We start from the raw sequence: 26456 nt of genomic DNA on the forward strand, positions 1-26456 counted from the left end.
GCACGGGGACGAACGCGGCGATCGTCGAGGCGTCGCACCGCGCGGCGTGCGCCAGCAGCCCGGCTTCGGCCCGCGCCAGCTCGGACGGCGTGCGGGCGCGCCGGCGCGCGGCGTACTCGGCCCGCAGTACCGCCTTCACCTCCCGCGACCGGTCCTTCATGGCGATCCCCCAGGTGACCGTGGCTTCTACGGCGTGCCAGCACGCCGGTACTCAGTAGGGTGAACGGTAGCGATCACTTCTCACGGACGGGACATTCGATGAGCTCTCCCCACAGCACGGCGCGTGAGCGCGCGCACGCCTACAAGGTAGTGATCCCGGCCGCCGGCCTGGGCACCCGGTTCCTGCCCGCGACGAAGGCGATCCCCAAGGAGCTGCTGCCGATCGTCGACACCCCCGCGCTGCAGTACATCGTGGAGGAGGCGGTGGACGCCGGCCTCAAGCAGGTGCTCGTCATCGTCGGCCGCGGCAAGGAGGCGATCATCGACCACTTCGATCACGCCCCCGAGCTGGAGGCCGCCCTCGAGAAGAAGGGCGACAGCGACCGGCTCAAGTCGGTCCAGCGCTCGGCCGAGCTCGCCGACGTGCACTACATCCGCCAGGGCGAGCCGCGCGGTCTCGGGCACGCGGTCAACTGCGCCGCCCCGTACGTCGGCCAGGAGGTGTTCGCGGTGATGCTCGGCGACGACCTCATCGATGCCCGCGACGACCTGCTCGGCCCCATGCTCGAGGTGCAGCAGGCGTTCGGCGGCTGCGTCGTCGCGCTCATGGAGGTGCCGCACGACCAGGTCTCGATGTACGGCTGCGCCGCGGTCGAGGCGGTGCAGGCGCCCGCCATCTCGGCGCCGCGGTCGATCGGGGACGTCGTGCGCATCACCGACCTGGTGGAGAAGCCCACGCCGGAGGACGCGCCGTCCAACCTCGCGATCATCGGCCGCTACGTGCTGTCGCCGGAGATCTTCGACGCCCTCGACCGCACGCCGCCGGGGCGCGGCGGCGAGGTGCAGCTCACCGACGCGATGAAGCTGCTGGCCTCCGAGGGGCACCCGATCCACGGCGTGGTCTTCACCGGCCGGCGCTACGACACCGGCGACCGAGGCGACTACCTGCGGGCGGTCGTGCGGCTCGCCGCGGAGCGCGAGGACCTCGGCCCGTCGTTCGTCGAGTGGCTCGGTGAGTTCCTGCACGAGTTCCAGACCGAGCGCTCCGTCTCGTCCTGACGGTCCCGCAAATCCGGGAGAATCCGGGCGGTCTACCGCATGATGGACCCCAGCTCACCCAACGTCACGGAGGCACCACCTAGTGCGCACAGTGGAAGAACACGTCGACGCGATCCTGTCGTCGCTGCCGACCCTCGAGTCGATCGAGCTGGCGATCCTCGATGCGCAGGGCCTGCTGTGCGGTGAGGAGGTGGTCTCGCAGACCTCCCTGCCGGCGTTCGACCACTCGGCGATCGACGGCTACGCCGTGCGGCTGGCCGACGTGCAGGCGGCGCGCCCCGACGACGCCGTGCAGCTGGCCGTGGTGGCCGAGGCCGAGCCCGGTGCCCGCGAGGCCCGCAGCCTGTCCGCCGGCACGGCGGTGCGGATCTATCCGGGGGCGATGCTGCCCGGCGGCGCCGACGCCGTCGTCCCGCTGGCCTGGACCGACCGCGGCGTCGCCCGCGTCGACATCCGCAAGGCGCCGCCCAGGGGCGCGTACATCCGCCGCGCGGGCGAGGACGTCATGCCGGGGGACACCGCCGTCTCGGTCGGTACCCCGATCGGGCCGGCGCAGGTCGGCCTGCTCGCGGCGGTCGGGCGCACCCGCGTCCAGGCCCGGCCGCGCCCCCGGGTGACGGTGCTGTCGATCGGCTCCGAGCTCGTCGACGTAGGCACCGTTCCGTCGCCCGGCGAGCTCATCGACGTCAACTCGTTCGCGCTCGCGGCGGCCGCCCGCGACGCGGGCGCGGCGGTGTACCGGGCCAGCGCCGTCCCGGCCGACAAGTCGCGGCTGATGTCGACCCTCGAGTCGCAGCTGCTGCGCACCGACCTGCTCGTGCTCTCCGGAGGGTTCGCGTCGAGCTCGTTCGACGTGGTGTCCGAATGCCTCTCCGAGCTCGGGTCGGTGGAGTACACCCGGGTCGCGATGCAGCCGGGCATGCCGCAGGGCTTCGGCGTGATCGGCGAGCGCGAGGTGCCGGTGCTGTGCTTCCCGAACGACCCGGTCAGCGCGCTGGTGTCGTTCGAGGTGTTCGCGCGGCCCGCGATCCGGTTCCTGCTAGGCAAGAAGCGGCTGTTCCGGCCGATGACCAAGGCCCGCTCGACCGAGCCGCTCGACAGCCCCGCCGGCCGCAAGCAGTTCCGCCGGGGGCTGCTGATGCGCCACCCCGAGGGCGGGTACGTCGTATCGCCGGTCGGCGGCGCGGGCGCGCACCTGCTGTTCTCGATGGCGCAGGCCAACTGCCTCATCGTGATCCCGGAGGATCAGACGCAGGTCACCGAGGGTGCCGACGTCTCCGTCATGCCCCTGGTCCTTGGCTCCTGAGCCGCGCGGCGCCGCGCGGCCGCCCTGGCGGGTGACGCTGCGGCACGGCGCCGTCACGATCCGGCCGCTGGCCTACGGCGACCGCAGCGCCTGGCGCGCCGTCCGGCTGCGCAACCGCGAATGGTTGCGCCCCTGGGAGCCGACGTCCGCCGAGAGCTGGGAGGCGCGCAGCTCGCGGCTGGCGTTCCTGCGGATGCGCCGCGACAGCGGCATCGCCGCCCACGAGCGACGGCTGCTGCCGTTCGCCATCCTGCACGGCTCGGCCTTCGTCGGCCAGGTCAACCTCGGACCGATCCAGTGGGGTCCCGTGCGGTCGGCGGACGTCGGGTACTGGGTCGACCGCCAGCGTGCTGGGCAGGGCATCACCCCGATCGCCGTGGCGCTGGCGATCCAGCACGCGTTCGACATCGGCCTGCACCGGGTGCACGCGGCCATCGCGCCGGAGAACGCCGCCTCGATCCGGGTCGCGGAGAAGCTGGGCATGCGCCTCGAGGGCCGCTACGTCCGCTACCTGGACATCAACGGGTCCTGGCGCGACCACCTCGGCTACGCGCTGACCGCCGACGACGACCTGACGGCGCTGCGCGGCCTGCTTGAGACGTAGCGGCGAGGCCGCTCGCGGCACGAATGTGCACGAATCGTTACGCCACGCGGCGCGCCTGTCCCGGCCGGCCGGCGGACTCGGAGAGACTGTCCCCAGTCGTGACGGATGTGACTGGAGGTGACTCGTGGGATCTGGGGTTTTCCTGGCCGCCGTGGTGGTGGCCTGGTTCGTGGTCCTGGTGCCCATGGTCCTCACTCGCCGCGACAGCGCGCTGGAATCGGTCATCCGAGAGAACGACACCTCGTCAGCGCGCGTGCTGCGACGTACGTCCACGGCATCCGGCCAGCGGAAAAGGAGCTTCTCGATGAGTGCACGCGAGTCTTCCCCCTCGCACGATCTCGACGACATGGTCGACACGGCCGTGCACGAGCGGATCGTCGACGCCGACCCGGCGGACGACCGGCCCCACTACGACGACGAGCCCCGCGCGGCCCGCGGCCCGCGCCGCACCGACGCCGCGCGCCAGCGGATCCTGCAGCGCCGCCGGCAGACGGTGATCGGCCTCGGCGCGTTCTTCGTGCTGGCGCTCGCGCTGGCGGTGTTCGCCGGTTCGTGGACGTGGGTGATCGCCGGCGCCGCGGGCGTCGCCGTCGCCGCCTACCTGGTGCACCTGCGCAACGAGGCACGCCGCGAGGAGGAGCGCCGGCTCACGCGGGAGATCCGCGCCAACCGCGCGCCCGCGGACAGCCGCGCCCGCCGTGAGACCCGCTCGCAGTCCAGCCTCGCCGGGAACGCCTTCGTGGCCTCCGGCATCATCGAGCCGGACGTCGTGCTGCTCGACGACGAAGACCCCGAGTTCTACGACCTCGCCGACGCGCCCGTCGCCGACTCGGTCGACCTCTCCGGACGCCGCTCGCACTCGGAGTACCAGGACTCGCCCGACTACTACGACTGGGACGACGAGTACGACGCCTACGGCGTGCACGGTGCCGCGAGCACCGACGACGACCACTTCCGGCGGGCCGTCTAGCAGCACGGCATGCGCGGGGCGCTGCTGCTGGCCTGCGGGTCGCTGCTGCTCGCCGGTTGCACCGCCGCGGCGCCGCCGAGCCCGGCGACGGACGCGTGGCAGGTCGAGGTGGTCGCCGACGGCCTCGAGCACCCGTGGGGTCTGGCCCTGCGCTCGGCGGCAAGGTGCTGCGCATCGATCCGGTGAGCGGCGCGCCACCGCCGGACAACCCGTTCGCCGGCAGCGCGGATCCGGCGACCCGCCTGGTGTACACCTACGGCCACCGCAACGTGCAGGGCCTCGCCGTCCAGCCGGGCACCGGCGCGCTCTACTCCGCCGAGCACGGGCCGGACGTCGACGACGAGGTCAACCTCCTGCGGCCCGGCGCCAACTACGGCTGGGATCCCGTCGGATCGGGGACGTACGACGAGTCACGGCCGATGACCGACACCGCCATCGACGGCGCGGTGCCCGCGGTGTGGTCCAGCGGGTCGCCCACCCTCGCCACGTCGGGCTGCGCGTTCCTGGACGGACCCGCCTGGGGCCCGCACGAGGGCGAGCTGGCGATCGCCGCGCTGAAGGCGTCCGCGCTCTACCTGCTGCGGCTCCCGGACGGCGGCGGCCCCGCGAGCCTCACGAAGGCCGCGGTGCTCGACGGCGACTACGGCCGGCTGCGCACCGTCGAGCCCGGCGGGGACGGCGTCCTGTACGTGACGACCTCGAACGGCGACGACGACAAGATCCTCCGCGTCACCGTGTGAGGCGGGGGACTATCGGTCCCAGCCCGGCCAGGCGGCGCGCAGCCGCTTCTTGTCGATCTTGCCGACGCTGGTCACCGGCAGCTCCTCGGTCTGCACGACCGCCTTCGGCAGCTCGTACTTCGCCAGCTTGTCGCGAGCGCCGTCGATGATCGACCTCTCGTCGATGCTGACCCCCTCGGCGGCGACGACGTACGCGACCACCGCTTCGCCCCAGTCGGGGTGCTCGACGCCGACCACTGCGACCTGGGTGACGCCGTCCTGCGCCGAGATGGCGTTCTCGACCGCCGTGCTGTAGACGTTCATGCCGCCGCTGATGATCATGTCGTTCTTGCGGTCGACCAGGTACACGTAGCCGTCGGCGTCCATCGTGCCCATGTCGCCGGTGTGCAGCCACCCGCCGCGCAGCGTCTTGGCCGTCGCCTCGTCGCGGTTGTGGTAGCCGACCATCTGGTAGGGCGAGCGCAGCACGATCTCCCCGGGCTCGCCGACCGGCACGTCCGCGTCGTTCTCGTCGACGATCCGCACCTGGACCAGGGCGGTCGAGCGCCCGCACGAGCGCAGCAGGTGGGCCTTCTGCGGATCGGTCGAGTGGTCGGTCTTGCCGAGCCGGGTGATCCAGTTGGGGCACTCGGTCTGCCCGTACAGCTGCAGGAACACCGGGCCCAGCAGCTGCATGCCCTGCGCGAGGCGGTCGACGGTGATCGGCGCCGCGCCGTACAGGATCGTGCGCAGCGACGACAGGTCGCGCTGCTCCGCCGCGACCCGATCCAGCATGCGGTAGATCATCGTCGGCACCATGAACAGGAACGAGGCGCCGTCCTTCTCGATGCGGTCGAGGACGACGTCGAGGTCGAAGCCCCGCTCGATGTACGCGAACGTGCCGCCGAGCATCGACGCGTTGAGCAGGAAGCCGGCCGCGTGCGGCAGCGGGGAGGTGACCAGCAGGACCTCGTCCTCGGCGAGCGCCATCGCGGGCAGGTGCGCGAGCAGGCAGATGCCGATCGTGTACTGGGTGTGGATGGCGCCCTTGGGCTGGCCCGTCGTGCCCCCGGTGTAGGCGATCCGGGCGATGGTCGACGGCTCGACCCGGACGTCGGGAAGCCCGTCGCCGGCCGCGGCGAGCACGTCCGACCAGAGCTCCGCGCCCTCGGGGGCGGGCTGGTCGTCGGCGACCAGGACGACGCGGGCGAGCTCGCCGCCCTCGGCGAGCACCTCCATCGCGGGGCCGACCTGTGAGCGCGTCGCGAGGGCGGTCTTGGCGTTGCTGTCGCGCAGGATGTAGCGGCGCTCGTCGTCGCTGAGCATGTCGTTCAGCGCGACGAGGGCGGCGCCGGCCCGCAGGATGCCCTGCTCGGCGATGATGTACTCCGCGCAGTTCGACATCATCAGCGCGACCCGGTCACCCGGCCGGATGCCTTGCGCGATGAGGGCGTTCGCCACCCGGTTGGCCTGCGCGGCGATCTCCCCGTACGTCCACGTCCGGCCGTCGGCGGCGAGCGCCGGCTTGCCGGCGAACTTGCTGAAGGCGTTGAGCACCAGGTCTCGCTGCATCACCTGGATCGGCGTGGAATCGGGCATGGAGATCTCCTGGTCGCGACGGGCACGGACCGGCTGAGGCGGGCCGCGCGGTGGTGTACGGAGCCTATGCGGCGCGCCCCGGTGCGACAATTCGACCCCGGGTGCGGCGTTTCCCGTTGTGTTGTTGCGGCTCGGGCGACGTCGCCCGAAGCGGTCACAACACAACGGGGACGGCGGGGGAGACGTAGGGTCCAACGAGGGAGCGGTCGAGATCGGGAGGTCGTGCATGGGCAGGGTCGTGGTCGTCGGAAGCGGACCGAACGGGCTGAGCGCGGCGGTGCGCCTCGCGCGCGCCGGGCACGAGGTCCGGGTGCTGGAGATGAGCGAGCGGATCGGCGGGGGCACGCGGACGTCCGAGCTGACGCTCCCGGGCCTGCTGCACGACGACTGCTCGGCCTTCCACCCGACCGGCGTGCTGTCGCCGGCGTTCGAGGACCTGTCCCTCGAGGACTTCGGGCTGCGCTGGCTGTGGCCGGAGATCGAGATGGCGCACCCGCTGGACGACGGGTCGGCGGGCCTGCTGTACCGCGACATCGACCGCACGGCCGAGGCGCTCGGCGCCGACGGCGCGGCGTGGAAGCAGGTGTTCGGGCCGATCGCGCGGCACTTCGGCAAGGTCGCCGACGACGCGCTGAAGCCGGTCGTCAGCCTGCCGCGGCACCCGTTCACGCTGACCGGTTTCGGCCTGCGCGCGGCGTGGCCGGCGACCGTGCTCGCGCGTCGGTTCTCGACCCCGCAGGCGAAGGGGCTGTTCGCCGGTGTCGCCGCCCATCAGCTCGGCCGCCTGGGCGGACCGCTGACCAGCGCCATCGCGGTCATGCTGATCGCGGCCGGGCACGCCGACGGCTGGCCGGTGGCCGAGGGCGGGTCGCGGGCGATCACCGACGCGCTCGCCGCGGCGCTCGCGTCGTACGGCGGGACGATCGAGACCGGCCACGAGGTCACCGACTTCGCCGAGGTCGCCGGCGCGGACGCCGTGCTGCTCAGCACGACGCCGCAGGCCGCCGCCCGCATCGTCGGCGACCGGCTGCCCCGCCGGGTCGCGCGGGCGTACCGCCGCTACCGCTACGGCCCGGGCGTGCACCGCGTCGAGATGGCCATCCGCGGCGACGTCCCGTGGACGAATCCCGAGTGCGGCAAGGCCGGCACCGTGCACCTCGGCGGCACGATCGACGAGATCGTCGCGGCCGAGCGGGACATCGTCCGGGGGCGGCTGCCGCGCCGCCCGTTCGTGCTGGTGGGCCAGCAGTACCTCGCCGATCCGAGCCGTTCGCGCGACGGCATCAACCCGCTGTGGGCCTACGCGCACGTGCCGTTCGGCTCGAGGGACGCCACCGAGGAGCTGATGGGGCAGCTCGAGCGGTTCGCACCCGGCGTGTCGAGCCAGATCGTCGCGACCCACGTCCGCGACACGGCGGCGATGGAGACCTACAACCCCAACTACGTCGGCGGCGACATCGCCGCGGGGGCCAACGACGCCCGCCAGGTGATCTTCCGGCCGCGGCCGGCGGCGAATCCCTACGAGACGGGAGTGCCCGGCGTCTACCTCTGCTCCTCGGCGACCCCGCCCAGCGCCGGCGTGCACGGGATGTGCGGGTGGAACGCGGCCGCCGCGGCCCTGGAGTACCTGGCGCGCTGATCCTCGCGGGGCCCGCCGCAGCTGTTCGGCTCGTCGTCCGACACACGTCGCCCCGCCGACATGTCAGGTTCAGGTCAGGTCGGTGGGCTGGTTCTCATGGACATTCACGCAACCCCGCCGAGGCGCCGCCGCGCGCTCGCGGTCACGATCCTCATGGCCACCGCCCTCGCCGCGCTGCTGCTGCCGTCGGCCGCGACCGCCGCGCCGCCCGCGCCGAAGAAGGGCGGCGAGACCGCGACGGCCGCGCCGCTCGTGATCGGCCACCGCGGTGCGTCCGGCTACCGTCCGGAGCACACGCTCGCCTCCTACGAGCTCGCCGCCCGGATGGGGGCGGACTACATCGAGCCGGACCTGGTCTCGACGAAGGACGGCGTCCTCGTCGCGCGCCACGAGAACGAGATCAGCGGCACGACGAACGTCGCCGACCACCCCGAGTTCGCCGCGCGGCAGACGACGAAGGTGATCGACGGCAAGCCGATCACCGGCTGGTTCACCGAGGACTTCACCCTCGCCGAGCTCAAGACGCTGCGCGCGAAGGAGCGGCTGCCCAAGGAGCGCCAGGAGAACACGGTCTACGACGGCCAGTTCGAGGTGCCCACCTTCCAGGAGGTGCTGCAGCTGCGCGCGGCGCTGAGCAAGGAGCTCGGGCGCGAGATCGGCGTGTACCCCGAGACGAAGCACCCGACGTACTTCAAGTCGGTCGGGCTGCCGCTGGAGCCGCTCGTCGTGGCCGCGCTGGAGAAGGCCGGCCTCAACAAGGCGAAGGCGCCGGTGTTCGTGCAGTCCTTCGAGCTGACCAACCTGCAGGAGCTGCGCACCCAGCTCGGGCTGAAGACGAAGACGGTGTTCCTCACCGGCGCGAAGGGCGCGCCGTACGACCTGGTGGCCGCGGGGGACCCGCGCACGTACGCCGACCTGACGACGCCCACGGGGCTGGCCGGCATGAGGGCGTTCGTCGACGGGCTGGGCCCGGACAAGTCGCAGGTGATCCCGCGCAACGCCGACGGCACCCTCAGCACGCCGACGTCGTTCGTCGCGGACGCGCACGCCGCGGGCCTGACGGTGCACCCGTACACGTTCCGCGCCGAGAACACGTTCCTGCCGCTGGACTACCGCAATGGGGCGAACCCCTACGACTACGGCCGGATCATCGACGAGATGAAGGCCTACCTCGCGACGGGCATCGACGGGCTGTTCACCGACAACCCGGACATCGGCGTGCTGGCGCGCGACCAGTTCGTCGCCGGAAAGTAGCCCCCGCACGATGCGGACGGCCCGCGTCCCGGTCGTCCGGGGCGCGGGCCGTCGCGTGCCGGCTCAGCGGTTGCGGTAGCGCGGCGGCCGCTTCTCCAGGAACGCCGCGGTGGCCTCCCGGCGGTCCTCGGTCATCGCGGTGAGGATCTGCTGGCGGTTCTCCAGCTCGACCGATGCGTGGAACGACGGCGTCTCGAGGGCCAGCCACATGCCCTGCTTGGTCAGCTCGACGGAGAACGGCGGGTTGCTCATGATCTCGCGCGCCTTGGCCAGCGCGACGTCCATCAGCTCGGCGCCGTCCACGATGCGGTAGAGCAGCCCGATCCGCTCGGCCTCCTCCGCGTCGAACCGCCGCCCGGTGAGCATCAGCTCGTGGGCGCGGCCGGCGCCGACGATCCGCGGCAGCAGCCACGAGGTGCCGATGTCGCAGGCCGAGAAGCCCGCCTTGATGAACGCCACGCTGAACACCGCGTCGGCGGCCGCGATGCGGATGTCGCTGGCCAGGACGACGGCCAGCCCGCCGCCGGCCGCGGGCCCGTTGATCGCGGCGATGACCGGCTTGCTGAGGTTGCGGATCTTCTCGGCCGCCGAGGCGATCTCGCGCTGCCGGGCCAGTCCGCCGCGGACCGGGCCGTAGCCGTCGTCGAAGCCGTCGTCGTACCCGTCCAGGTCGAGGCCGGCGCAGAACGCCCGCCCGGCACCGGTGATGACGACGACGCGGACGTCGTCCGCCCGGTCGGCGTAGTCCAGCGCGGCGTGCAGGTCGGTGAGCAGCTCGTGCGTCATCGTGTTCAGCCGCTCGGGGCGGTTGAGCCGCAGCAGCCGCACACCCTCCTCGGGCGACTCGACGAGGACCGTGCCGCCGGCGCTCACAGCGACACCGTCCCGGTGGGGCCCGCGATGGTCGCGCGCAGGCGAGGCTCGTCTGCGGTCACGGCGACGACGTCGATGCCCAGGTCCCGGTAGAGACCGTTCACCGCGTCGGCGTCGGGGGAGCCGACCTCGAGGTCGAGCAGCTCGGCGTGCGGGATTCCCGAGGACGCCGGATGCACCGAGTCGCCCCAGTCGATCAGGAACGGCGCCAGGCCGCCGTACGGCAGGTCGTCGGACTTGGCGAGAGTCCAGTGCAGCTCGTTGCCCTCGTTGTCGACCCGCGACATCGGGGTGAGCTTGCCGTGGTCGGCGTTGTGGCGGCGCGACTTCACCAGCGCACCGTCGATGTCGCCGGGGTGGATGCACCACGCGACGAGGCGGTCCTCGCGCAGCCGGTCGAGGTGGAAGGCGGTCGGGTGTCCGTCGGCCGCCGGGTTCTCGCCGTCCAGCGCGATGATCTCGAGGTACGACGTCGGCGACAGGCCGAGCAGGTAGTTGCGGGTGCCGTGGCCGAGGTGCCGGCCGCCCTCGACGGGGCGCACGCCGATCTGCTGCTCGATGTCGTCGACGGCCTTCTGCAGATCCAGGACGCCGTACACGAGGTGGTCGATCCGGCTGTGGGGGTCGATGTCTGTCATACGGGCATCCTGCCATTGGGGATTTCGGCCCTGGTGACCTGCGTCATGTCCGGATAGGTTCGAGGAACCGACCCGCTCACCACGGAGGCTGCCATGCCCATCGAGAACCCCTTCTACAGCCCGGAGGCGCAGGGCCCGTACGAGCTGCACTCCCTCGGCCGGTTCGAGCTCGAGGACGGCGGTGTGATCCCGGACCTGCAGCTCGCGGTCGCCACCTACGGCACGCTGAACGAGGACAAGAGCAACGCGATCCTGATCCCCACGTGGTTCTCCGGCACCCATCAGACCTGGGAGCTGGTCTACATCGGCTCCGGGCGCGCGCTGGATCCCGACAAGTACTTCATCGTCGTCGTGAACCAGATCGGCAACGGGCTGTCGACGTCCCCGCACAACACCGACGACCCGGCGATCGCGATGTCGAAGTTCCCCGACGTGCGCATCGGGGACGACGTCCGCGCGCAGGAGCAGCTGCTGCGCGAGAAGTTCGGGATCGAGCGGCTCGCCCTCGTCGTCGGGGGCTCGATGGGGGCGCAGCAGACCTGGGAGTGGGCGGTGCGGTTTCCCGACAAGGTGCTGCGCGCCGCGCCCATCGCCGGCACCGCCCAGAACACCCCGCACGACTTCCTGTTCACGCAGACCCTCATGGACACCATCACCTGCGACCCGGGGTGGAACGGCGGCGAGTACTCCTCGCCGGTGGACGTCGCCGCCGGCCTCGGCCGGCACGCCGACATCTGGGCGGTGATGGGCCTGACGACCGACTTCTGGAAGACCGAGTTCTGGCGTGGCGTCCCGCCGATCATGGAGGGGCAGAGCTGGAGCACGTTCGAGGAGTTCCAGGAGCAGTTCATGCGGACGCTGTTCCGGATGATGGACCCGAACGCGCTGCTGTCGATGGGCTGGAAGTGGCAGCGCGGGGACGTCGCGCGCAACGCCCGCGGCGATCTCGCGGCCGCGCTCGGGCGGATCACCGCGAAGATGTTCGTCATGCCGATCGACAGCGACATGTTCTTCCCGCCGCTGGACTGCGAGGCCGAGCAGCGGCTCACCCCCGGCAGCGAGCTGCGGGTGCTGCACAGCATCGCCGGTCACTTCGCGCTGTTCGGGTTCGAGGAGTCCTACATCGCGGAGGTGGACCAGCACCTGAGCGAGCTGCTCGCCGCCGACGTCGGCGCGTAGACCGGTCCGTGGGAGACGGGCCGACCGCCGTCCGCGCCCCGCCGAACGGGTGGTATTCTCGTTTGTCGCAAGGGGCTATGGCGCAGTTGGTAGCGCGTCTCGTTCGCAATGAGAAGGTCAGGGGTTCGAATCCCCTTAGCTCCACTCGAGAAACAATTGAGACAGTTGCTCGTGAGAACGGACCACCGGGGGATGCCCGGTGGTCCGTTTGCGTATGCGGAACGGCGTGCATTCCCGCGATGCAGCGTTCTTGCTGCATCGCGGGACTGCTACCGGACAGTCCACGGGCGGGCGGTGGCTCAGCGGTGGCCGGACGTCGGGTGCTGCAGCCGGTTGCGCGCCGCCAGCGCCAGGTGCGTGCCCCACGCGGACGCCCTCTCGAGCTCGCCGTCGGCGAGTGGCCCGGCCGAGTCGGTGACGTAGAACGACGTCGCCGGGGAGGCGATGTCGTAGCCGAGGCGCCGCAGCCGGCGTTCGGCCGCCCGGGCCGCCGAGCCCGGTAGGTGCGGCTTGCGGATCCGCGTGTCGAAGGCGGCGGCGAGCGTCGGCCGCGCGGGCGCGCCGGCATCGCCGAGCCAGTCGCGGATGCCGATCGCCGCCGCATGCCCGGCGTCCGCGCCCTGCTGCGCCGCGCTGGCCCGGGTGCGTGCGCGCGTCATCCCGAACGCGTGCGTCGGGCCGCCGACCAGCAGCAGCCGTACCTCGTCCGCCAGCAGCGCAGGGGCCGCCGCGACGTCGACCACCTCCGTCTCGATGCTGGGCGAGAGCCCTTGGGCGATCGCGTCGCCCACGGCGCGGGTGTCGCCCCACATGGACTCGACGATGATCAGTGCGCGCATGACGCGGTCCTTCCTCTCTGTGCCGGCTCGTTCCCTCGGCGGCGGGTTACTTGTGCAGGACGACCTTCAGGGCGCCGTTGTCGCCGGCGTGCGCGAACGTGTCGTACGCGTCGGTGAGCTCGGTGAGCTCGAAGCGGTGGGTGGCGAGTCGGTCGGTCGGCAGCTGGCCGGACCGCACCAGCCGGAGGAGGGTGGGCGTCGACCAGGTGTCGACCAGCCCCGTCGTGAGGGTGAGGTCGCGGGACCACAGCTCCTCGAGGTGCAGGGTGGCCGGTCGCCCGTGCACGCCGATGTTGGCCAGGTGCCCGCCGGGCCGGACGAGGCGCGCGCACATCTCGAAGGTCTCCGGCAGCCCGACGGCCTCGATCGTCACGTCGGCGCCCAGGTCGTCGGTAAGCACGCCGACGAGCTCGGCCGGGTCGTCGGTGTCCGGGTTGATGGCGACGTCGGCGCCGAACTGCCGAGCCGCCGTCAGCCGCGCGTCGGACCGGTCGACGACCACGACCCGCCCGGGGCTGTACAGCCGCGCGGTGAGGACCGTCGCGAGCCCGATCGGCCCCGCGCCGACGACCACCACGGTGTCCCCGGGGCGGACCGCGCCGTTGACCACACCCAGCTCGTACGACGTCGGCAGGATGTCCGAGAGCATCAGCACGGCCTCGTCGTCCAGCACCGTCGGGATCGGGTACAGCGAGGTGTCGGCGAACGGCACCCGCACGTACTCGGCCTGGGTGCCGTCGATCTTGTTCCCGAGGATCCAGCCGCCGCCCCCCAGGCACTGGCCGTAGCGGCGCTCGCGGCAGAACCGGCACCGCGCGCACGCGGAGATGCAGGACACGAGGACCCGGGTGCCCGGCGTGATGGTGGTGACCGCCGAGCCGACGGCCTCCACCGTGCCGACCGCCTCGTGCCCGAGCACCCGGCCCGCCACCACCGAGGGCAGGTCGCCGGCCAGGATGTGCAGGTCGGTGCCGCAGATCGTCGTCGTGTCCACGCCGACGATCGCGTCCGTGTCCTCGACCAGCACCGGGTCGGGGACGTCGTCCCAGCTCACCTCGCCGGGACCGTTGTAGCGCAGCGCTTTCATGGTGGCTCCAGGGGGGATGGCCCGAGCGGCGGTCAGGAGGCCGGCAGCGGGACGACGGCCACGGGGCAGCCGGCGTGGTGCAGGACGCCCTGGCTCACCGACCCGAGCAGCGTGCCCGGCAGCGCGTGGTGCCCGCGGTTGCCGACGACGAGCAGGTACTGGGCGGCGGAGATGGCGACCAGCCCGCTGACGGGATGATCACGCACCACCTCGGCGTGCACCGGGACGTCGGGGTACTCCTCGCGCCAACCGGCCATCGCCTCGGACAGCCACGCCTCGACCTGGGTGGGGACCGGCGCCGCGGGGCGCCACAGCGCCTGGGCGAGGGGATCGAGGTGCCAGCACAGCACCGCCGTCAACGGCAGCGACCGGCGGCTGGCGAAGTCGAACGCGTAGGCGAGCGCCGTCTCCGACGGTGCTCGGCCGTCGACGCCCACGACGACGCCGGCCTGCTCCTCGACCAGGCCCGCGGGGCCCCGTAGGACGACGACCGGGCAGGACGCGCGCGCCGCCACGGTGGCGCCCACCGAGCCCAGGACGATCGAGCCCACCGCGCCCATCCGCCGCGAGCCGAGCACGATGGTCCGCGCCTGCGCCGACTCGCGCAGCAGCACCTCGACCGGGCTCTCGCCGTCGTACAGCTGGGTGCGGACCGGCACGCCGGGAGCCCGGGCCGCCACCCGCCCGGCCGCGGCCTCCAGCGTCTTCGTCGCGATGTCGGTCGCGCGTTCCGAGTCGCGGGCCGACACCGGCAGCGGCGCCGCGCCGTAGAGCTGCGTCGCGAAGTAGGTGCGCGTCGGGTCGACGACGTACACCAGCCGCAGCAGCACCCCGCGCGACTGCGCCTCGGTGGTCGCCCAGTCGAGCACCGCGCCCTGCTCGGGGGAGCCGTCGAGGCCCACCAGGATCGGCAAGTGGTCGTTGCTCATGACGTCGTCCTCTCGCGTGGCACCGGAGGCGGTCGCTCCTGACCTCAGCGTCCCGAGCGCGGCGTGGTCGCGGCAGGGCCGAAGGGCCCGATACGGCGGGTACGCCGGGTACGCCGTCCGACTGCGGCACGGCGCGCCCGGTCGCGCCGCCGCGGCGCTGGCAACGCTCGCGTGGGCGGTTCATACTCGAGGTGTGGGATCGACGGCGGGGCCGGCCGGCAGCGAGGAGCTCGACCGGCCGCAGGCCTGGGAGCGGATCCGCGAGTGCCGCTACGGACGGCTCGCGGTGATCGTGCACGACACCCCGGAGATCTTTCCGGTGACGCACGTCGTCGACCACGGGACGGTGGTCTTCCGGACGGCGGTCGGCACCAAGTTGTCGGCGTGCGTCGGCCACCCCGTCGCGTTCGAGGTCGACGGGGTCGACCTCGACAGGCGGCTGGCCTGGAGCGTGGTGGTGAAGGGCCGGGCCCGCGAGATCCGTGGCACGGAGGAGATGATCGAGGCGTTGTCGTTGCCGTTGTCGCCGATCCATCCGGCGGCCAAGCCGCGGTTCGTCCGGATCGATCCGAGCGCCATCACCGGGCGGCAGTTCGCGATCGCGGCGGGCTAGCGCGGCAGGATCTCCCGTCCGGACAGGTCGTGCGGGCGGATCGCGACCCAGAACGAGGCGTCGGACGGCGGTAGCCACGCCGCGGGCGCCATCCGGTCCAGACGCTCGCACTCGGCGCGGTCGTCGACGATCGCGAAGGTGCCCTGCGCCAGGACGCTCCAGCCGGTCGCCGAGTCCGCGTCGAAGCCGTCGATCTCGAAGGCGGCCTGGCTGGACAGCTCCGCAGCCCAGTACTTGGCGCCCCAGCTGGTGCGGAACAGGATCGTCGTGCCGTCGACGACCGGGTTCACCGGCAGGATGACGATCTCGCCGTCGCTGACGAACGCGACCCGTCCGACGGTGGCCTCGCGGAGCTTGGCCGTGCACTCCTCGAGACCCATCCGGCGCAGCCCACGGTGGTCCGTCGACGCGGCGGACGGGGTGGGGTCGTTCGTGGTGGCCATGGCTCACAGTGTGGGCCGAGGGGGTCGGTGCGCGATGCTGCCGAACGGCTCCGCCGAGGGGGCAGAACGGCCGCGGAGTCCCGGGCACTTGGTCCCCGGTTTGTCGCGGGATCGGGAGACCCGGCGACCCGGGCGACCCGACGGTCTAACCTGATGCAGTGACATCCGACACAGTCGACGGCGATCGGGGGCCGGTCGCGTCCCCGGTGGGGTTCGACGCCGGCCCGCGGCTCGAGCTCGACCAGCTGCTCCGCCAGCTGATGGACCGTGCCCAGGATGTGATGTCCGCACAGGACCGGCTGCGCGAGCTGCTGGCCGCCGACCAGCTGATCATCGCCGACCTCGAGCTGCCCACCGTGCTGCGGCACATCGTCCAGGCCGCGTGCCGGTTGGTGAACGCGCGGTACGGAGCGCTCGGCGTCCTCGCGCCCGCCGGCGGGCTGTCGGAGTTCATCACGGTCGGCGTCGACGACGAGACGATCGCGCAGATCGGTCCGCTGCCCTCAGGGAAGGGCCTGCTGGGCGCGCTCATCGACGATCCGCACTCGATCCGGCTCCGGGACATGTCCGAGGACCCGCGCTCGGTGGGCTTCCCGCCCGGGCACCCGCCGATGCGCAGCTTCCTGGGCGTCCCGGTCCGGGTCCGCGACGAGGTGTTCGGCAATCTCTACCTGACCGAGGCGGCGAGTGGCGAGTTCTCGGCGGAGGACGAGGAGCTCGTCACGGCGCTGGCCGCCACGGCGGGCATGGCGATTGAGAACGCGCGGCTGTACGCGCAGGCCCAGCGCCGCCAGCGGTGGCTGCAGGCGGCGACCCAGATCACCCGGCAGCTGCTGTCGGAGGAGGGGGAGGAACCGCTGGCGGTCATCGCCCGCGAGACCCGCCACATGGCCGATGCGGACCTCGTCACGGTGGTGCTGCCGACCGGCGAGGGCAACCGGCTCATGGTCGAGGTCGCCTCCGGCACCCAGGCGGAGACCCTGGCCGGGCACACCTATCCGGTGGAGAACACCTTCGCCGGCGAAGCCTTCGAGACCGGGCGACCGGTCCTCGTCCGGGACGCGGCCGATCACCCCCAGCGCCACCTGCACCTGTCGAAGGTGCTGCCCGCCGGCCCGGTGATGATCCTGCCCCTGGTGGGCACCCAGCGGATGCGCGGCGCGCTGGCCGTCGGCCGTCGGCGGGGACGTCCGCCGTTCGAGGAGGCCGACCTGGAGATGGCGACGGCGTTCGCCAATCACGCCGCCATCGCCCTCGAGCTGGCGGACGCGCGCGACCATCAGAAGCGCCTCCTGCTCCTGGAGGACCGTGACCGGATCGCCCGGGACCTGCACGACCACGTCATCCAGCAGCTGTTCTCGGCCGGGCTGACGGTGCAGAGCGTGCTGGCCGGCCGGCACGACGGGATGCACCGCGACCGGCTCGCGAGCGTGGTCTCGAGCATCGACGACACCATCCGCCAGATCCGCACGACGATCTTCCAGCTGCGCGGCCAGCTAGGGCCGCAGGTCGGCACCGCCCGCAGCCGGATCCTCGGTGTCGTCGCCGAGCTGACGCCGGTCCTCGGCTTCCGGCCTCGTGTGCAGTTCTCCGGTCCGGTCGAGTCGGTCGTTCCCGAGCTGGTCGTCGACGACCTGGCGGCCGTCGTCCGCGAGGCGCTCACCAACGTGGCCAAGCACTCCGGCGCCGGGCAGGCGGCCGTCCTGCTCGGCGCGGACGGCGACCAGCTCACCCTCGAGGTCGTCGACGACGGGGCCGGACTGGGCAGCGCCACGCGCCGCAGCGGCATCGCCAACCTCGAGAAGCGCGCGCGCCGGCACCGCGGGACGCTGCGGCTCACCGACGCGTCGGCGCGCTATCCGACCTCGTCCGCCAGAAGAGGAGTGCACTTGTCATGGACGATCCCACTGAACCAGCCGGCGACGGCGCACCTCGCTCGATAGGCGTCTTCCTGCTGGACGACCACGAGATCGTCCGACGCGGCATCGCCGACCTCATCGGTGCCGCGGAGGACATCTCGATCGTCGGCGAGGCGAGCACCGCCACCGAGGCGGTGCGCCGGATCCCGGCGGTGCGCCCGGACGTCGCCGTCCTGGACGCCCGGCTGCCCGACGGCAGCGGGATCGACGTCTGCCGCGAGATCCGGTCCATCGCCCCCGAGGTGCGCTGCCTCATCCTCACGTCGTACGACGACGACGACGCCGTGTTCGCGGCCATCATGGCCGGCGCCTCCGGCTACCTGCTGAAGGAGGTCCGCGGCTCGAGCCTGGTCGACGCGGTGCGTCAGGTGGCGGCCGGCAAGTCGCTGCTCGACCCCAAGGTCACCGAGACGCTGCTCAACCGGCTGCGCACCGCCGAGCCGGAGGACAAGCGGCTGGCCTCGTTGACCGATCGGGAGCGCGAGATCCTCGGGCTGATCAGCGAGGGCCTGACGAACCGGCAGATCGGCGAGCGGCTGTTCCTCGCCGAGAAGACGATCAAGAACTATGTCTCCTCGCTGCTGGCGAAGCTCGGGATGGAGCGGCGCACCCAGGCCGCGGTCTACGGCGCCGACCACCACGTCCGCTAGCTCACGCGCCGTCGATCAGATCCGCGACGGCCCGCTCGACCGCCGCGAGGTGCTTGTCGGGGTCCTTCACTCGTCGCGCGAGGGTCGGTGCGATGGTCACGCCGGCCTCGTACTGATCGATCACCCGCGGGTCGATGTAGGACTTGCGGGCGATGGTCGGGGTGTTGCCCAGGTACGCCGACACCTCCTCGACCGCGGCCTTGATCGCCCGGTTGCGGGAGGCCTTCGTGTCCCCGGGCTCGTCGCTCTCCGCCAGCGCGGTCGCGGCGATGACGGTGGCGTGCCAGGTGCGGAAGTCCTTCGCCGTGAGATCCTCGGCGACCATCTGCGCGATGTACTCGTTGACCGCCGCCGCGTCGAGATCGGCCCACCGGGCGGCGCCCCGGTAGGCCAGCAGCCGGTTCGAGCCGCCGCGCCGGCGGCGCATCAGGTTCAGTGACTCGATGACCACCGGGTCGCTGATCACGATCGAGTGCTCGATGCCGGACTTGCCGACGAACGAGAACAGCAGGTCGTTGCCGCGCCGCCGCACGTGGCGGCGCTCCAGGGTGGTCAGCCCGAACGAGCCGTTGGCGTCGGCGTACGCGTCGCTGCCGATCCGGAAGTAGCCGAGGTCCAGCAGCCGGGTCGCGGTGGCCGCCGCCCGCGACAGCGGCATGCCGTCGGTGGTCAGGTCCTCGATCATCCGGCTGCGCGCCCGCGCGAGGCGGCGGCCGGCGTCCTTGACGCGGTCGAACTTCAGCTCGTCACGTTGCGTGCGCCAGGCCGGGTGGTACAGGTACTGCCGCCGGCCCGCCGCGTCAGTGCCGATCGCCTGGATGTGCCCGTTCGGGTACGGGCTGATCCAGACGTCCCGCCAGGCCGGGGGGATCGCCAACGACTTGACCCGCTCGACGTCCTCCGGCGGCAGCGGCCGGCCGTGCTGGTCGCGGTAGGAGAACCCCTTGCCCGCGCGCCGGCGGCTCCAGCCGGGCGTCCGCGGGTCAACCCGTCGCAGTCTCATGGGGCGACTCTAGAGCGCCGTGGCCGCGGCGGGCCCGACGACCGCCGCGGCGGCGCTGCGGTGCAGCCGTCCGGTCACTCCGGCGGACGGAGCGCGTAGCGCTGGACGACGTTGCCGACGCTCGTCTGCTGGGCGCCCAGGAGGGTCAGCCGGGTCAGCGGCACCGTGCCGTCGAAGAGCCGGCGTCCCTCTCCGGCGATCACGGGGTGCGTGGTCAGCACGAGCTCGTCGACGAGCCCGCCGACGAACAGTGAACGAATCGTGTCGATGCCTCCGGCCACGGAGATCTCGCCGTCCGCGTCGGAGTCCCGCAGCCGCCGCACGTAGCCGAACGGGTCGCCGCCTGCCACCACGCTGTTCCACGGCAGCTCCCCGGCCAGCGTGCTGGAGACGACGTGCTTGCGCACGGCGTTGATCCACCCGCCGAACGGATCGTCGGCGCCCGGCCAGTAGTCCTTCCATTCCTCCCACAGCCTGCGGCCGATCACCACATCGGTCGCCGGCGCGATGGTGTCGTCCATCAGCCGGCCCTCCTCGGGGCCGAACGCGTCGAACTGCCACAGGTGCGGGCTCTCCACCACGTCGTCGACGGAGTGGAACAGGTGGGCGGTGACCTTGCGGCTCATGATGGTGCCTTCCCTCGGGTGCTGGTCTCAGAGGTGTAGACCGAGCCGGAGCCGTGAAGTCATCGCGGCGGGTCGCCGCCCGGCCGCGACAGGGCGTAGATCACGTGCCGGCCGTCGTGCGCGGCCGTGTCCGGCTCCATGACGAACACGCCGGGTATGCGGGTGAAGCCGGCGCGCTGCAGCGCGCGCCAGGACCGGGTGTTGTCCGCGTGCACCGGCACGAGAATCCGCGACGCCCCGGCGTCGGTGGACCACACCTCGTCGCACGCGGCGCGGATCATCGCGGTGCCCAGGCCGCGGCCGACGGCGTCCGTCTCGCCGATGAGGTAGTCCATGCTCCACGACCCCGGCGGCAGGTCGACGTTCGCCGCGGCGAACGTCTCGACATAGTCGGTGTAGTCGTCGATGCGGTACCGGAAGATCAACCCGATCGGCTTCGCGTCCACCTCGAAGATCCGGTAGACGGTTGCGCCGTCCTCCCGCACCTCCTGCTCGATGTCGGCGAGCTCCCCGGCCGGGTCGTCGCTCCACCACTCGGCCACCCGCGGGTCGCGCATCCACCTCTCCACCATCGGAAGGTCGTCGAGGGTGAGCGGGCGCAGACCGACCGAACGATCTCGCATGCCTCCTCCTTCCAGGTCGCGGCAGCACGGCGTGACCTCACACTATTCCCCGAGGGGCGAGGCGCGGGCGATCGTCCGCCGTCACCTCGCGAAGCTCTTGGGATCGTCGGTCCGGCCGCTTACGCTGAGGTCACGCCGCCGTCGCCGCCCGAGGAGATCGCTGATGAAAGCCTGCCAGTACGTCGAGATCGGCCGCCCGCCGCAGGTCGTCGAGGTCGACAAGCCGACCCCGGGGCCCGGCGAGGTGCTGCTGCGGGTCACCGCCTCCGGCGCCTGCCACTCCGACGAGTTCATCATGTCGCTGCCGGAGAGCCGGTACGTGTACGGCCTCCCGCTCACCCTCGGGCACGAGGGCGCCGGCGTGGTCGCCGAGCTCGGCGAGGGCGCGACCGGCGTCGAGATCGGCGAATCGGTCGCGGTGTACGGGCCGTGGGGATGCGGCGTGTGCCACGCCTGCGCGCAGGGCAAGGAGAACTACTGCCGGTACGCCGCCGAGCGCGGCATCCGCCCACCCGGGCTCGGCGCGCCCGGCTCGATGGCCGAGTACATGATCGTCGACAGCCCGCGGCACCTCGTCCCCCTGGGCGACCTCGACCCGGTGGCCACCGTCGCCCTCACCGATGCCGGGCTCACGCCGTACCACGCCATCAAGCCCACGCTGCCCAAGCTGCTCCCCGGCACCGTGGCCGTGGTCATCGGCGCCGGCGGCCTGGGGCACATGGGCGTGCAGATCCTCAAGGCGCTCACCGCGGCGACGGTGATCGCCCTCGACCCCAAGGAACCCGCCCGGCAGCTGGCGCTGGACGTCGGCGCGGACCACGCGCTGCCGTCGGACGAGTCGTCCATCGAGCAGATCCGGTCTCTCTCGGGAGGCCGGGGCGCGACCGCGGTCTTCGACTTCGTGGGCATCGAGACGACCACGGCGCTCGCGGCGAGGATGGTGCACCCCGAGTCGGACATCGTGGTGGTCGGCGTCGGGGCGGGCGCCGTCCCGGTCGGCTTCTTCACCCTCCCCTTCGAGGTGCGGGTGTGGGCGCCGTACTGGGGCTCGCGCAGCGAGCTCGAGGAGGTCCTCGAGCTGGCGCGGTCCGGGGCGATCCACGTCGAGACCGAGACGTTCGGCCTCGACGACGCGCCCACCGTGTACGAGCGGATGCACGCCGGGACGATTCGCGGGCGCGGCATCGTCGTGCCGTAACGGGCGCTGCGGCGCCCGGCGCGGCGTCGCCGGGTTTGCCGCGAGGGTCGCCGGGATGCTAGGACCGAGGTGCCCGATCACCTAGCTGAGAATGAGGACCGCATGCCCGTCACCCCGTCGTTTCGGATGGACAACAAGATCGCCGTCGTGACGGGAGGGAGTCGGGGCCTCGGCCGCGAGATGGCGTTCGCCTTCGCCGAGAACGGCGCGAGCGTCGTGGTGGCGAGCCGCAAGGCCGAGAGCTGCCGCGAGACCGCCGCGGAGATCACGGCCGCGACCGGCGCCCGCGCGATCGGGGTCGGCTGCCACGTCGGCAGCTGGACGGACTGCGACCGCCTCGTGGAGACCGTGCTCGAGGAGTTCGGCCGGGTCGACGTCCTGGTCAACAACGCCGGCATGTCCCCGCTGTACGACCGGCTCTCGGGGATCTCCGAGGAGCTCTACGACAAGGTGCTCGACGTAAACCTCAAGGGACCGTTCCGCCTCGCGTCGCTGCTCGGTGAGCGGATGGCCGAGGGGGACGGCGGCGCCATCATCAACGTCTCGAGCACCGGCGCGGTGGCGCCTCGCGGCGACATCGTCCCCTACGCGATGGCCAAGGCCGGGCTCAACGCGATGACCCTCGGGCTGGCCCGGGCGTTCGCGCCGACGGTCCGGGTCAACGGCATCATGCCGGGCCCGTTCCTGACCGACATCTCGCACGCCTGGGACATGGAGGCCTTCAACGAGCGGGCCCGCACGAGCATCCCGCTGCAGCGCGGCGGCGAGCCCAACGAGATCGTCGGCGCCGCGCTCTACCTGGCCAGCGACGCGTCGTCGTACACCACGGGGACGATCATCAAGGTCGACGGCGGGTCCGCGTACGGCGCACACTGACCCCGGCGCGGTACCGGTCGGCCCGCCGGTCACGAGCAACCCTCCCGCGGGTGTCGAGAACGGCGGGCCGGCTCCGTCCCGGTAGTGGATGGGGCCACCGGGGCCGCACCGAGCGAGGAGAACCACGATGACCAAGTACCTGATGCTCAAGCACTACCAGGGCGGGCGGCCGTGCCTGAACGACGTCCCGATGGACCAGTGGGCGCCCGGGGAGTTCGACCGGCACGTGCAGTACATGCGCGACCTGGCCGACAGGCTGACCGCCTCCGGCGAGTTCGTGAGCGCCGACGCGCTCGCGCCGGACGGCGAGTGGGTGCGGTGGGACGGCGACGGCAAGCCGCCGGTGACGGACGGCCCGTTCGCGGAGACGAAGGACCTGATCGCCGGCTGGATGATGATCGACGTGGACAGCCTCGAGCGGGCCCGGGAGATCGCCGCGGAGCTGTCGGCGGCGCCCGGCGCGGGCGGCAAGCCGCTGGGGGAGTGGCTCGAGCTGCGCCCGCTGATGGACGCCCCGCCGACGGTGACGGAGTGAGGCGGTGGAGCAGGCCGCGCTGCGCGAGCTGATCCCCGCGGTGCTCGGCGTCCTCGTCCGGCGCGGCGCGGATTTCGCGTCGGCCGAGGATGCCGTGCAGGCGGCGCTCGTGCGCGCGCTGGAGACCTGGGACGGCGATCCGCCGCGCGACCCGAGGGCGTGGCTGGTGACCGTGGCGTGGCGGCGGTTCCTGGACCAGGTGCGCAGCGACGACGCGCGCCGATCGCGCGAGGAGCGCGTGGCGGCCGAGCCGGCGGCCGGGCCCGTGCGCGACGCGGACGACACTCTTCAGCTGTACTTCCGATGTGCGCACCCGGCGCTGACACGCAGCGCCGCCACGGCACTGACGCTGCGTGCGCTCGGCGGTCTGACGACCCAGCAGATCGCCGAGGCGTACCTCGTGCCGCAGGCGACCGTCGCGCAGCGCATCAGCCGGGCCAAGCGCCGGATCGCCGATCTGCCGCTCGACGGCGCGAGCGATCTGTCGACGGTCCTGGAGGTGCTGTACCTGCTGTTCAACGAGGGCTACAGCGGGCAGATCGACCTCGCGCAGGAGGCGATCCGGCTGGCCCGCCAGCTCGCCGCGCTCACCGACGCGCCGGAGGTCGGCGGCCTGCTGGCGCTCATGCTGCTGCACCACGCCCGCCGGCCCTCGCGCACCGGCGCGGACGGCCGGCTGATCCCGCTCGCCGAGCAGGACCGGTCGCGGTGGAGCACCGCCGCCATCGCCGAGGGCGTGCGCATCCTGCAGTCGGCGCTGGCGCGCGATCGCCTCGGGCCGTACCAGGCGCAGGCGGCGATCGCGGCTCTGCACGCCGACGCGCCGACGGCCGCCGAGACCGACTGGGTGCAGATCGTCGGCTGGTACGACGAGCTGCTCGCCCTCACCGGATCGCCCGTCGTCCGCCTCAACCGCGCGGTGGCCGTCGGCGAGGCGGACGGCGCCCGCGCGGGACTGGCGGCGCTGGCCGAGGTCGACCCGGCGGTGCCCCGGCACACCGCCGTCGCGGCGTACCTGCAGGAGATGGCCGGCGACACCGCCCGAGCGCGGGCGCTCTACGTCGAGGCGGCCCGCCGGGCGACCAACCGGGCGGAGCGGGACCACCTGACCCGCCAGGCCATCCGGCTGCGCGCCGCCCGAGGCTGAACGCTGCACGGTTGCGCGCGGCCGGAGGCTGAGGCCCACAGGCCGAGGCTGGCGGTGACCCACCGACCATGACGGCCCCCGACGTCTCGACGTCGCTCGTTCCTCGCTCGCTCGACGACCGTGGGGGCACCTCCCCCGCTCGCGGCTCGCGGTGTGCTCTCCCACGGTCGTCGAGCGAGCCGGAGCCGCTAGGCGCAGGCGACGTCGAGACGCAGCGCCATCCCGTGGGGACGTCTCTCCCGCTCGCCGCCGCGGGGGTGCCCTCCCGCGATTGCGCTGGAGCGAGCGCGGGGTGCTCTCCCACGGTCGTCGAGCGAGCCGGAGCCGCTAGGCGCAGGCGACGTCGAGACGTCGGGAGATCGAGGCGTCGAGATGGATCGCCAGTGGGTCAGCCGAGGCCGGCGGTGACCTCGATGTTGCCGCGGGTGGCCTTGGAGTACGGGCAGAACTGGTGCGCCTTGGCCACGAGCTCCTCGGCCTTCGCCCGCTCCACGCCGGGGATCGAGGCGGTGATCTCGACGGCGAGACCGAAGCCGGTGTCGGTCTTGCCGAAGGTCACGTCGGCCGTCACGGTCGACTCGCTGGTGTCGATGCCCTCCTGCCGGGCCACGGCGTTCAGCGCCCCGCTGAAGCACGCCGCGTAGCCGGCCGCGAACAGCGTCTCGGGATTGGCTTTCGGGTTCCTGGTCGACCCCGGCTTGCCCAGCGGCAGGTCGACGACGCCGTCCTCGCTGCGCACGGTGCCTTGGCGACCGCCCTTTGCGGTGGCCGCGATCGTGTACGCCACTTCGGTGACTTTCTCGAGGGGCATGCGATTGCCTTCCTGGTCGATGCCGGTCCCGCGGGCGCCGACCGGTCGTCGTCCACGGTAGCCAGCCCGCGGGCGGCATGAGTGAGGGATCATTGATCTCGCCATGAACACTCCTGAGCAGCACCTGCCGGCGCGGGACGCGGACGCGCCGCTGTGCGCCGGTGCCCACGCCGACCCGCTGGTCCGCGCGCCCGCGCACCGCCACGCGCACGGCGTGAGCAGCGCGGCCGACCGCCGCTACCTCACCTGGGCACTGCTGCTGCTGGGCGCCTTCATGATCGCCGAGGTGATCGTCGCGATCGTCTCGGGATCCCTGGCGCTGCTGTCGGACGCCGGCCACATGCTCTCGGACGTCGGCGCCATCGCGGTGGCGCTCGGGGCGATGCGGCTGGCCGCGCGACCGGCGTCCGGGGCCTGGACCTTCGGCTGGAAACGGGCGGAGATCCTGTCGGCAGCCGGCAACGGCATCACCCTGCTGGTGGTCGCCGGCATCATCGCGGTGGAGGCGGTCCGCCGGCTGATCAGGCCGCCGGAGGTACACGGCTCGGCGGTGCTCGTCGTCGCGCTGATCGGCATCGCGATCAATCTCCTGGTCGCCTGGCTGCTCGCCCGCGCGAACCGGTCGAGCCTGAACGTCGAGGGCGCCTACCAGCACATCATCACCGACCTCTACGGGTTCATCGCGACCCTCGTCGCGGGCGTGGTGATGCTGGTGACCGGGTGGACGCGCGCCGACTCGCTCGCCTCCCTCGTCGTGGTGGCGCTCATGCTGCACGCCGGGTGGCGGTTGCTGCGCGACTCCGGGCGGGTGCTGCTGGAGGGCGCTCCGCCGGGCACCAGCCCCGAGGAGATCCGCGCGCACCTGCTGCAGGTCGAGCACGTCCACGACGTCCACGACCTGCACGTGTGGACCGTGACCTCCGACCTGCCGACCCTGTCGGCGCACGTCGTCGTCGACGACTCGTGCTTCAGCGACGGCCACGCGCCGCGGCTGCTCGACGAGGTCCAGGCCTGCCTGCGCGGCCACTTCGACGTCGAGCACTCGACCTTCCAGCTGGAGCCGGCCAGCCACGCCGCCCACGAGGACGGCGTGCACGGCCTCGGCTAGCAGCGGAAGCGGGCTTCGGTGCCGAAAGCGGGGAAGCTTCCCCGCTCTGG

The 26456-nt window shown here is 72.4% G+C and carries 28 protein-coding genes and 1 tRNA gene; 18 read left to right on the forward strand and 11 right to left on the reverse strand.

The genetic code is table 11. The annotated features are described in order from the left end of the window. Positions 1-258 precede the first annotated feature (258 nt). The 6 genes from F8A92_RS08590 to F8A92_RS08610 all read left to right on the forward strand — a co-directional run bounded on the left by F8A92_RS08590 (position 259) and on the right by F8A92_RS08610 (position 4838). Positions 259-1218, forward strand: coding sequence for a UTP--glucose-1-phosphate uridylyltransferase (locus tag F8A92_RS08590; RefSeq protein WP_153504753.1), 960 nt, complete (start codon positions 259-261; stop codon positions 1216-1218). 82 nt (positions 1219-1300) lie between these two features. Continuing rightward, complete coding sequence (gene glp, locus F8A92_RS08595; protein WP_153504754.1) at positions 1301-2524, forward strand: molybdotransferase-like divisome protein Glp; 1224 nt, start codon at positions 1301-1303, stop codon at positions 2522-2524. 31 nt (positions 2525-2555) lie between these two features. Beyond that, complete coding sequence (locus tag F8A92_RS08600; RefSeq protein ID WP_194291418.1) at positions 2556-3128, forward strand: GNAT family N-acetyltransferase; 573 nt, start codon at positions 2556-2558, stop codon at positions 3126-3128. A gap of 124 nt (positions 3129-3252) precedes the next feature. After that, complete coding sequence (gene sepX, locus F8A92_RS08605) at positions 3253-4098, forward strand: divisome protein SepX/GlpR (protein WP_456064328.1); 846 nt, start codon at positions 3253-3255, stop codon at positions 4096-4098. A 9-nt stretch (positions 4099-4107) separates the two neighbouring features. Continuing rightward, positions 4108-4284: a hypothetical protein gene (locus F8A92_RS18990; protein ID WP_228389305.1), complete on the forward strand. Its 177-nt coding sequence runs from the start codon at positions 4108-4110 to the stop codon at positions 4282-4284. Next, the gene (locus tag F8A92_RS08610; RefSeq protein ID WP_228389306.1) at positions 4233-4838 is read left to right on the forward strand and encodes a PQQ-dependent sugar dehydrogenase; all 606 of its coding nucleotides are present in this window, start codon (positions 4233-4235) and stop codon (positions 4836-4838) included. Before F8A92_RS18990 ends, F8A92_RS08610 begins: the two co-directional genes overlap by 52 nt. 9 nt (positions 4839-4847) lie before the next feature. Here F8A92_RS08610 and F8A92_RS08615 read toward each other — a convergent pair whose 3' ends face one another. Beyond that, positions 4848-6416 carry an AMP-binding protein gene (locus F8A92_RS08615; protein WP_153504758.1) on the reverse strand — a complete coding sequence of 523 codons (1569 nt, stop codon included), beginning with the start codon at positions 6414-6416 and terminating at the stop codon, positions 4848-4850. Positions 6417-6642: 226 nt separating this feature from the next. Here F8A92_RS08615 and F8A92_RS08620 point away from each other — a divergent pair, with 226 nt between their 5' ends. Further along, entirely contained in the window at positions 6643-8055 is a 1413-nt protein-coding gene (locus F8A92_RS08620; RefSeq protein ID WP_153504759.1) for a phytoene desaturase family protein, read from the forward strand. A gap of 96 nt (positions 8056-8151) precedes the next feature. Further along, entirely contained in the window at positions 8152-9309 is a 1158-nt protein-coding gene (locus tag F8A92_RS08625) for a glycerophosphodiester phosphodiesterase (RefSeq protein WP_228389307.1), read from the forward strand. A 63-nt stretch (positions 9310-9372) separates the two neighbouring features. Here the strand turns inward: F8A92_RS08625 and F8A92_RS08630 are convergent, their stop codons facing one another. Continuing rightward, positions 9373-10182, reverse strand: coding sequence for an enoyl-CoA hydratase/isomerase family protein (locus tag F8A92_RS08630; protein WP_153504760.1), 810 nt, complete (start codon positions 10180-10182; stop codon positions 9373-9375). Continuing rightward, positions 10179-10820 (reverse strand): VOC family protein, encoded by a 642-nt coding sequence (locus F8A92_RS08635; protein ID WP_153504761.1) that lies wholly within the window; start codon positions 10818-10820, stop codon positions 10179-10181. Before F8A92_RS08635 ends, F8A92_RS08630 begins: the two co-directional genes overlap by 4 nt. A 93-nt stretch (positions 10821-10913) precedes the next feature. On the opposite strand from F8A92_RS08635, the gene F8A92_RS08640 reads away from it, so the two are divergent. Together F8A92_RS08640 and F8A92_RS08645 are read left to right on the forward strand one after the other, a co-directional pair. Continuing rightward, entirely contained in the window at positions 10914-11999 is a 1086-nt protein-coding gene (locus tag F8A92_RS08640) for an alpha/beta fold hydrolase (protein ID WP_153504762.1), read from the forward strand. A gap of 71 nt (positions 12000-12070) precedes the next feature. Then, positions 12071-12143, forward strand: a tRNA-Ala gene (locus tag F8A92_RS08645). A 155-nt stretch (positions 12144-12298) separates the two neighbouring features. Here the strand turns inward: F8A92_RS08645 and F8A92_RS08650 are convergent. Genes F8A92_RS08650 through F8A92_RS08660 form a run of 3 tightly spaced genes read right to left on the reverse strand, consistent with a single transcriptional unit; the run spans position 12299 to position 14854 of the window. Continuing rightward, positions 12299-12838 carry a flavodoxin family protein gene (locus tag F8A92_RS08650; RefSeq protein ID WP_153504763.1) on the reverse strand — a complete coding sequence of 180 codons (540 nt, stop codon included), beginning with the start codon at positions 12836-12838 and terminating at the stop codon, positions 12299-12301. A 46-nt stretch (positions 12839-12884) separates the two neighbouring features. Further along, positions 12885-13925, reverse strand: coding sequence for a zinc-dependent alcohol dehydrogenase family protein (locus tag F8A92_RS08655; protein WP_153504764.1), 1041 nt, complete (start codon positions 13923-13925; stop codon positions 12885-12887). A gap of 32 nt (positions 13926-13957) precedes the next feature. Further along, complete coding sequence (locus F8A92_RS08660) at positions 13958-14854, reverse strand: universal stress protein (RefSeq protein WP_153504765.1); 897 nt, start codon at positions 14852-14854, stop codon at positions 13958-13960. Between the two features lie 193 nt (positions 14855-15047). Between F8A92_RS08660 and F8A92_RS08665 the strand changes: the two genes are divergently transcribed. After that, on the forward strand, positions 15048-15467 hold the full coding sequence (locus tag F8A92_RS08665) for a pyridoxamine 5'-phosphate oxidase family protein (protein ID WP_228389308.1): 420 nt from the start codon (positions 15048-15050) through the stop codon (positions 15465-15467). Here F8A92_RS08665 and F8A92_RS08670 read toward each other — a convergent pair. Then, complete coding sequence (locus F8A92_RS08670) at positions 15464-15910, reverse strand: pyridoxamine 5'-phosphate oxidase family protein (protein WP_153504767.1); 447 nt, start codon at positions 15908-15910, stop codon at positions 15464-15466. The genes F8A92_RS08665 and F8A92_RS08670 overlap by 4 nt on opposite strands. Before the next feature lie 158 nt (positions 15911-16068). Between F8A92_RS08670 and F8A92_RS08675 the strand changes: the two genes are divergently transcribed. After that, entirely contained in the window at positions 16069-17853 is a 1785-nt protein-coding gene (locus tag F8A92_RS08675) for a sensor histidine kinase (RefSeq protein ID WP_153504768.1), read from the forward strand. After that, positions 17805-18479 (forward strand): response regulator, encoded by a 675-nt coding sequence (locus tag F8A92_RS08680; RefSeq protein ID WP_153504769.1) that lies wholly within the window; start codon positions 17805-17807, stop codon positions 18477-18479. Before F8A92_RS08675 ends, F8A92_RS08680 begins: the two co-directional genes overlap by 49 nt. A gap of 1 nt (position 18480) precedes the next feature. Here F8A92_RS08680 and F8A92_RS08685 read toward each other — a convergent pair whose 3' ends face one another. The 3 genes from F8A92_RS08685 to F8A92_RS08695 all read right to left on the reverse strand — a co-directional run bounded on the left by F8A92_RS08685 (position 18481) and on the right by F8A92_RS08695 (position 20731). Continuing rightward, complete coding sequence (locus tag F8A92_RS08685) at positions 18481-19482, reverse strand: DNA topoisomerase IB (RefSeq protein WP_153504770.1); 1002 nt, start codon at positions 19480-19482, stop codon at positions 18481-18483. A 74-nt stretch (positions 19483-19556) separates the two neighbouring features. Beyond that, positions 19557-20108 (reverse strand): dihydrofolate reductase family protein, encoded by a 552-nt coding sequence (locus F8A92_RS08690; RefSeq protein WP_153504771.1) that lies wholly within the window; start codon positions 20106-20108, stop codon positions 19557-19559. Between the two features lie 59 nt (positions 20109-20167). After that, the gene (locus F8A92_RS08695) at positions 20168-20731 is read right to left on the reverse strand and encodes a GNAT family N-acetyltransferase (protein WP_153504772.1); all 564 of its coding nucleotides are present in this window, start codon (positions 20729-20731) and stop codon (positions 20168-20170) included. Positions 20732-20894: 163 nt separating this feature from the next. Between F8A92_RS08695 and F8A92_RS08700 the strand changes: the two genes are divergently transcribed. The 4 genes from F8A92_RS08700 to F8A92_RS08715 all read left to right on the forward strand — a co-directional run bounded on the left by F8A92_RS08700 (position 20895) and on the right by F8A92_RS08715 (position 24487). Beyond that, positions 20895-21929 carry an NAD(P)-dependent alcohol dehydrogenase gene (locus F8A92_RS08700; RefSeq protein ID WP_153504773.1) on the forward strand — a complete coding sequence of 345 codons (1035 nt, stop codon included), beginning with the start codon at positions 20895-20897 and terminating at the stop codon, positions 21927-21929. A gap of 102 nt (positions 21930-22031) precedes the next feature. Next, entirely contained in the window at positions 22032-22805 is a 774-nt protein-coding gene (locus tag F8A92_RS08705; protein WP_153504774.1) for an SDR family NAD(P)-dependent oxidoreductase, read from the forward strand. 127 nt (positions 22806-22932) lie between these two features. Further along, positions 22933-23340: a YciI family protein gene (locus tag F8A92_RS08710; RefSeq protein ID WP_153504775.1), complete on the forward strand. Its 408-nt coding sequence runs from the start codon at positions 22933-22935 to the stop codon at positions 23338-23340. Between the two features lie 4 nt (positions 23341-23344). Then, on the forward strand, positions 23345-24487 hold the full coding sequence (locus tag F8A92_RS08715) for an RNA polymerase sigma factor (protein ID WP_153504776.1): 1143 nt from the start codon (positions 23345-23347) through the stop codon (positions 24485-24487). 388 nt (positions 24488-24875) lie between these two features. Here F8A92_RS08715 and F8A92_RS08720 read toward each other — a convergent pair whose 3' ends face one another. Next, a complete protein-coding gene (locus tag F8A92_RS08720) occupies positions 24876-25298 on the reverse strand; it encodes an organic hydroperoxide resistance protein (protein WP_153504777.1) in 423 nt (140 codons plus the stop codon). A gap of 103 nt (positions 25299-25401) precedes the next feature. Between F8A92_RS08720 and F8A92_RS08725 the strand changes: the two genes are divergently transcribed. Next, complete coding sequence (locus F8A92_RS08725; protein WP_153504778.1) at positions 25402-26406, forward strand: cation diffusion facilitator family transporter; 1005 nt, start codon at positions 25402-25404, stop codon at positions 26404-26406. The last annotated feature ends 50 nt before the right edge of the window (positions 26407-26456 follow it).

Source organism: Cumulibacter manganitolerans, from assembly GCF_009602465.1.
GTDB lineage: Bacteria > Actinomycetota > Actinomycetes > Mycobacteriales > Antricoccaceae > Cumulibacter > Cumulibacter manganitolerans.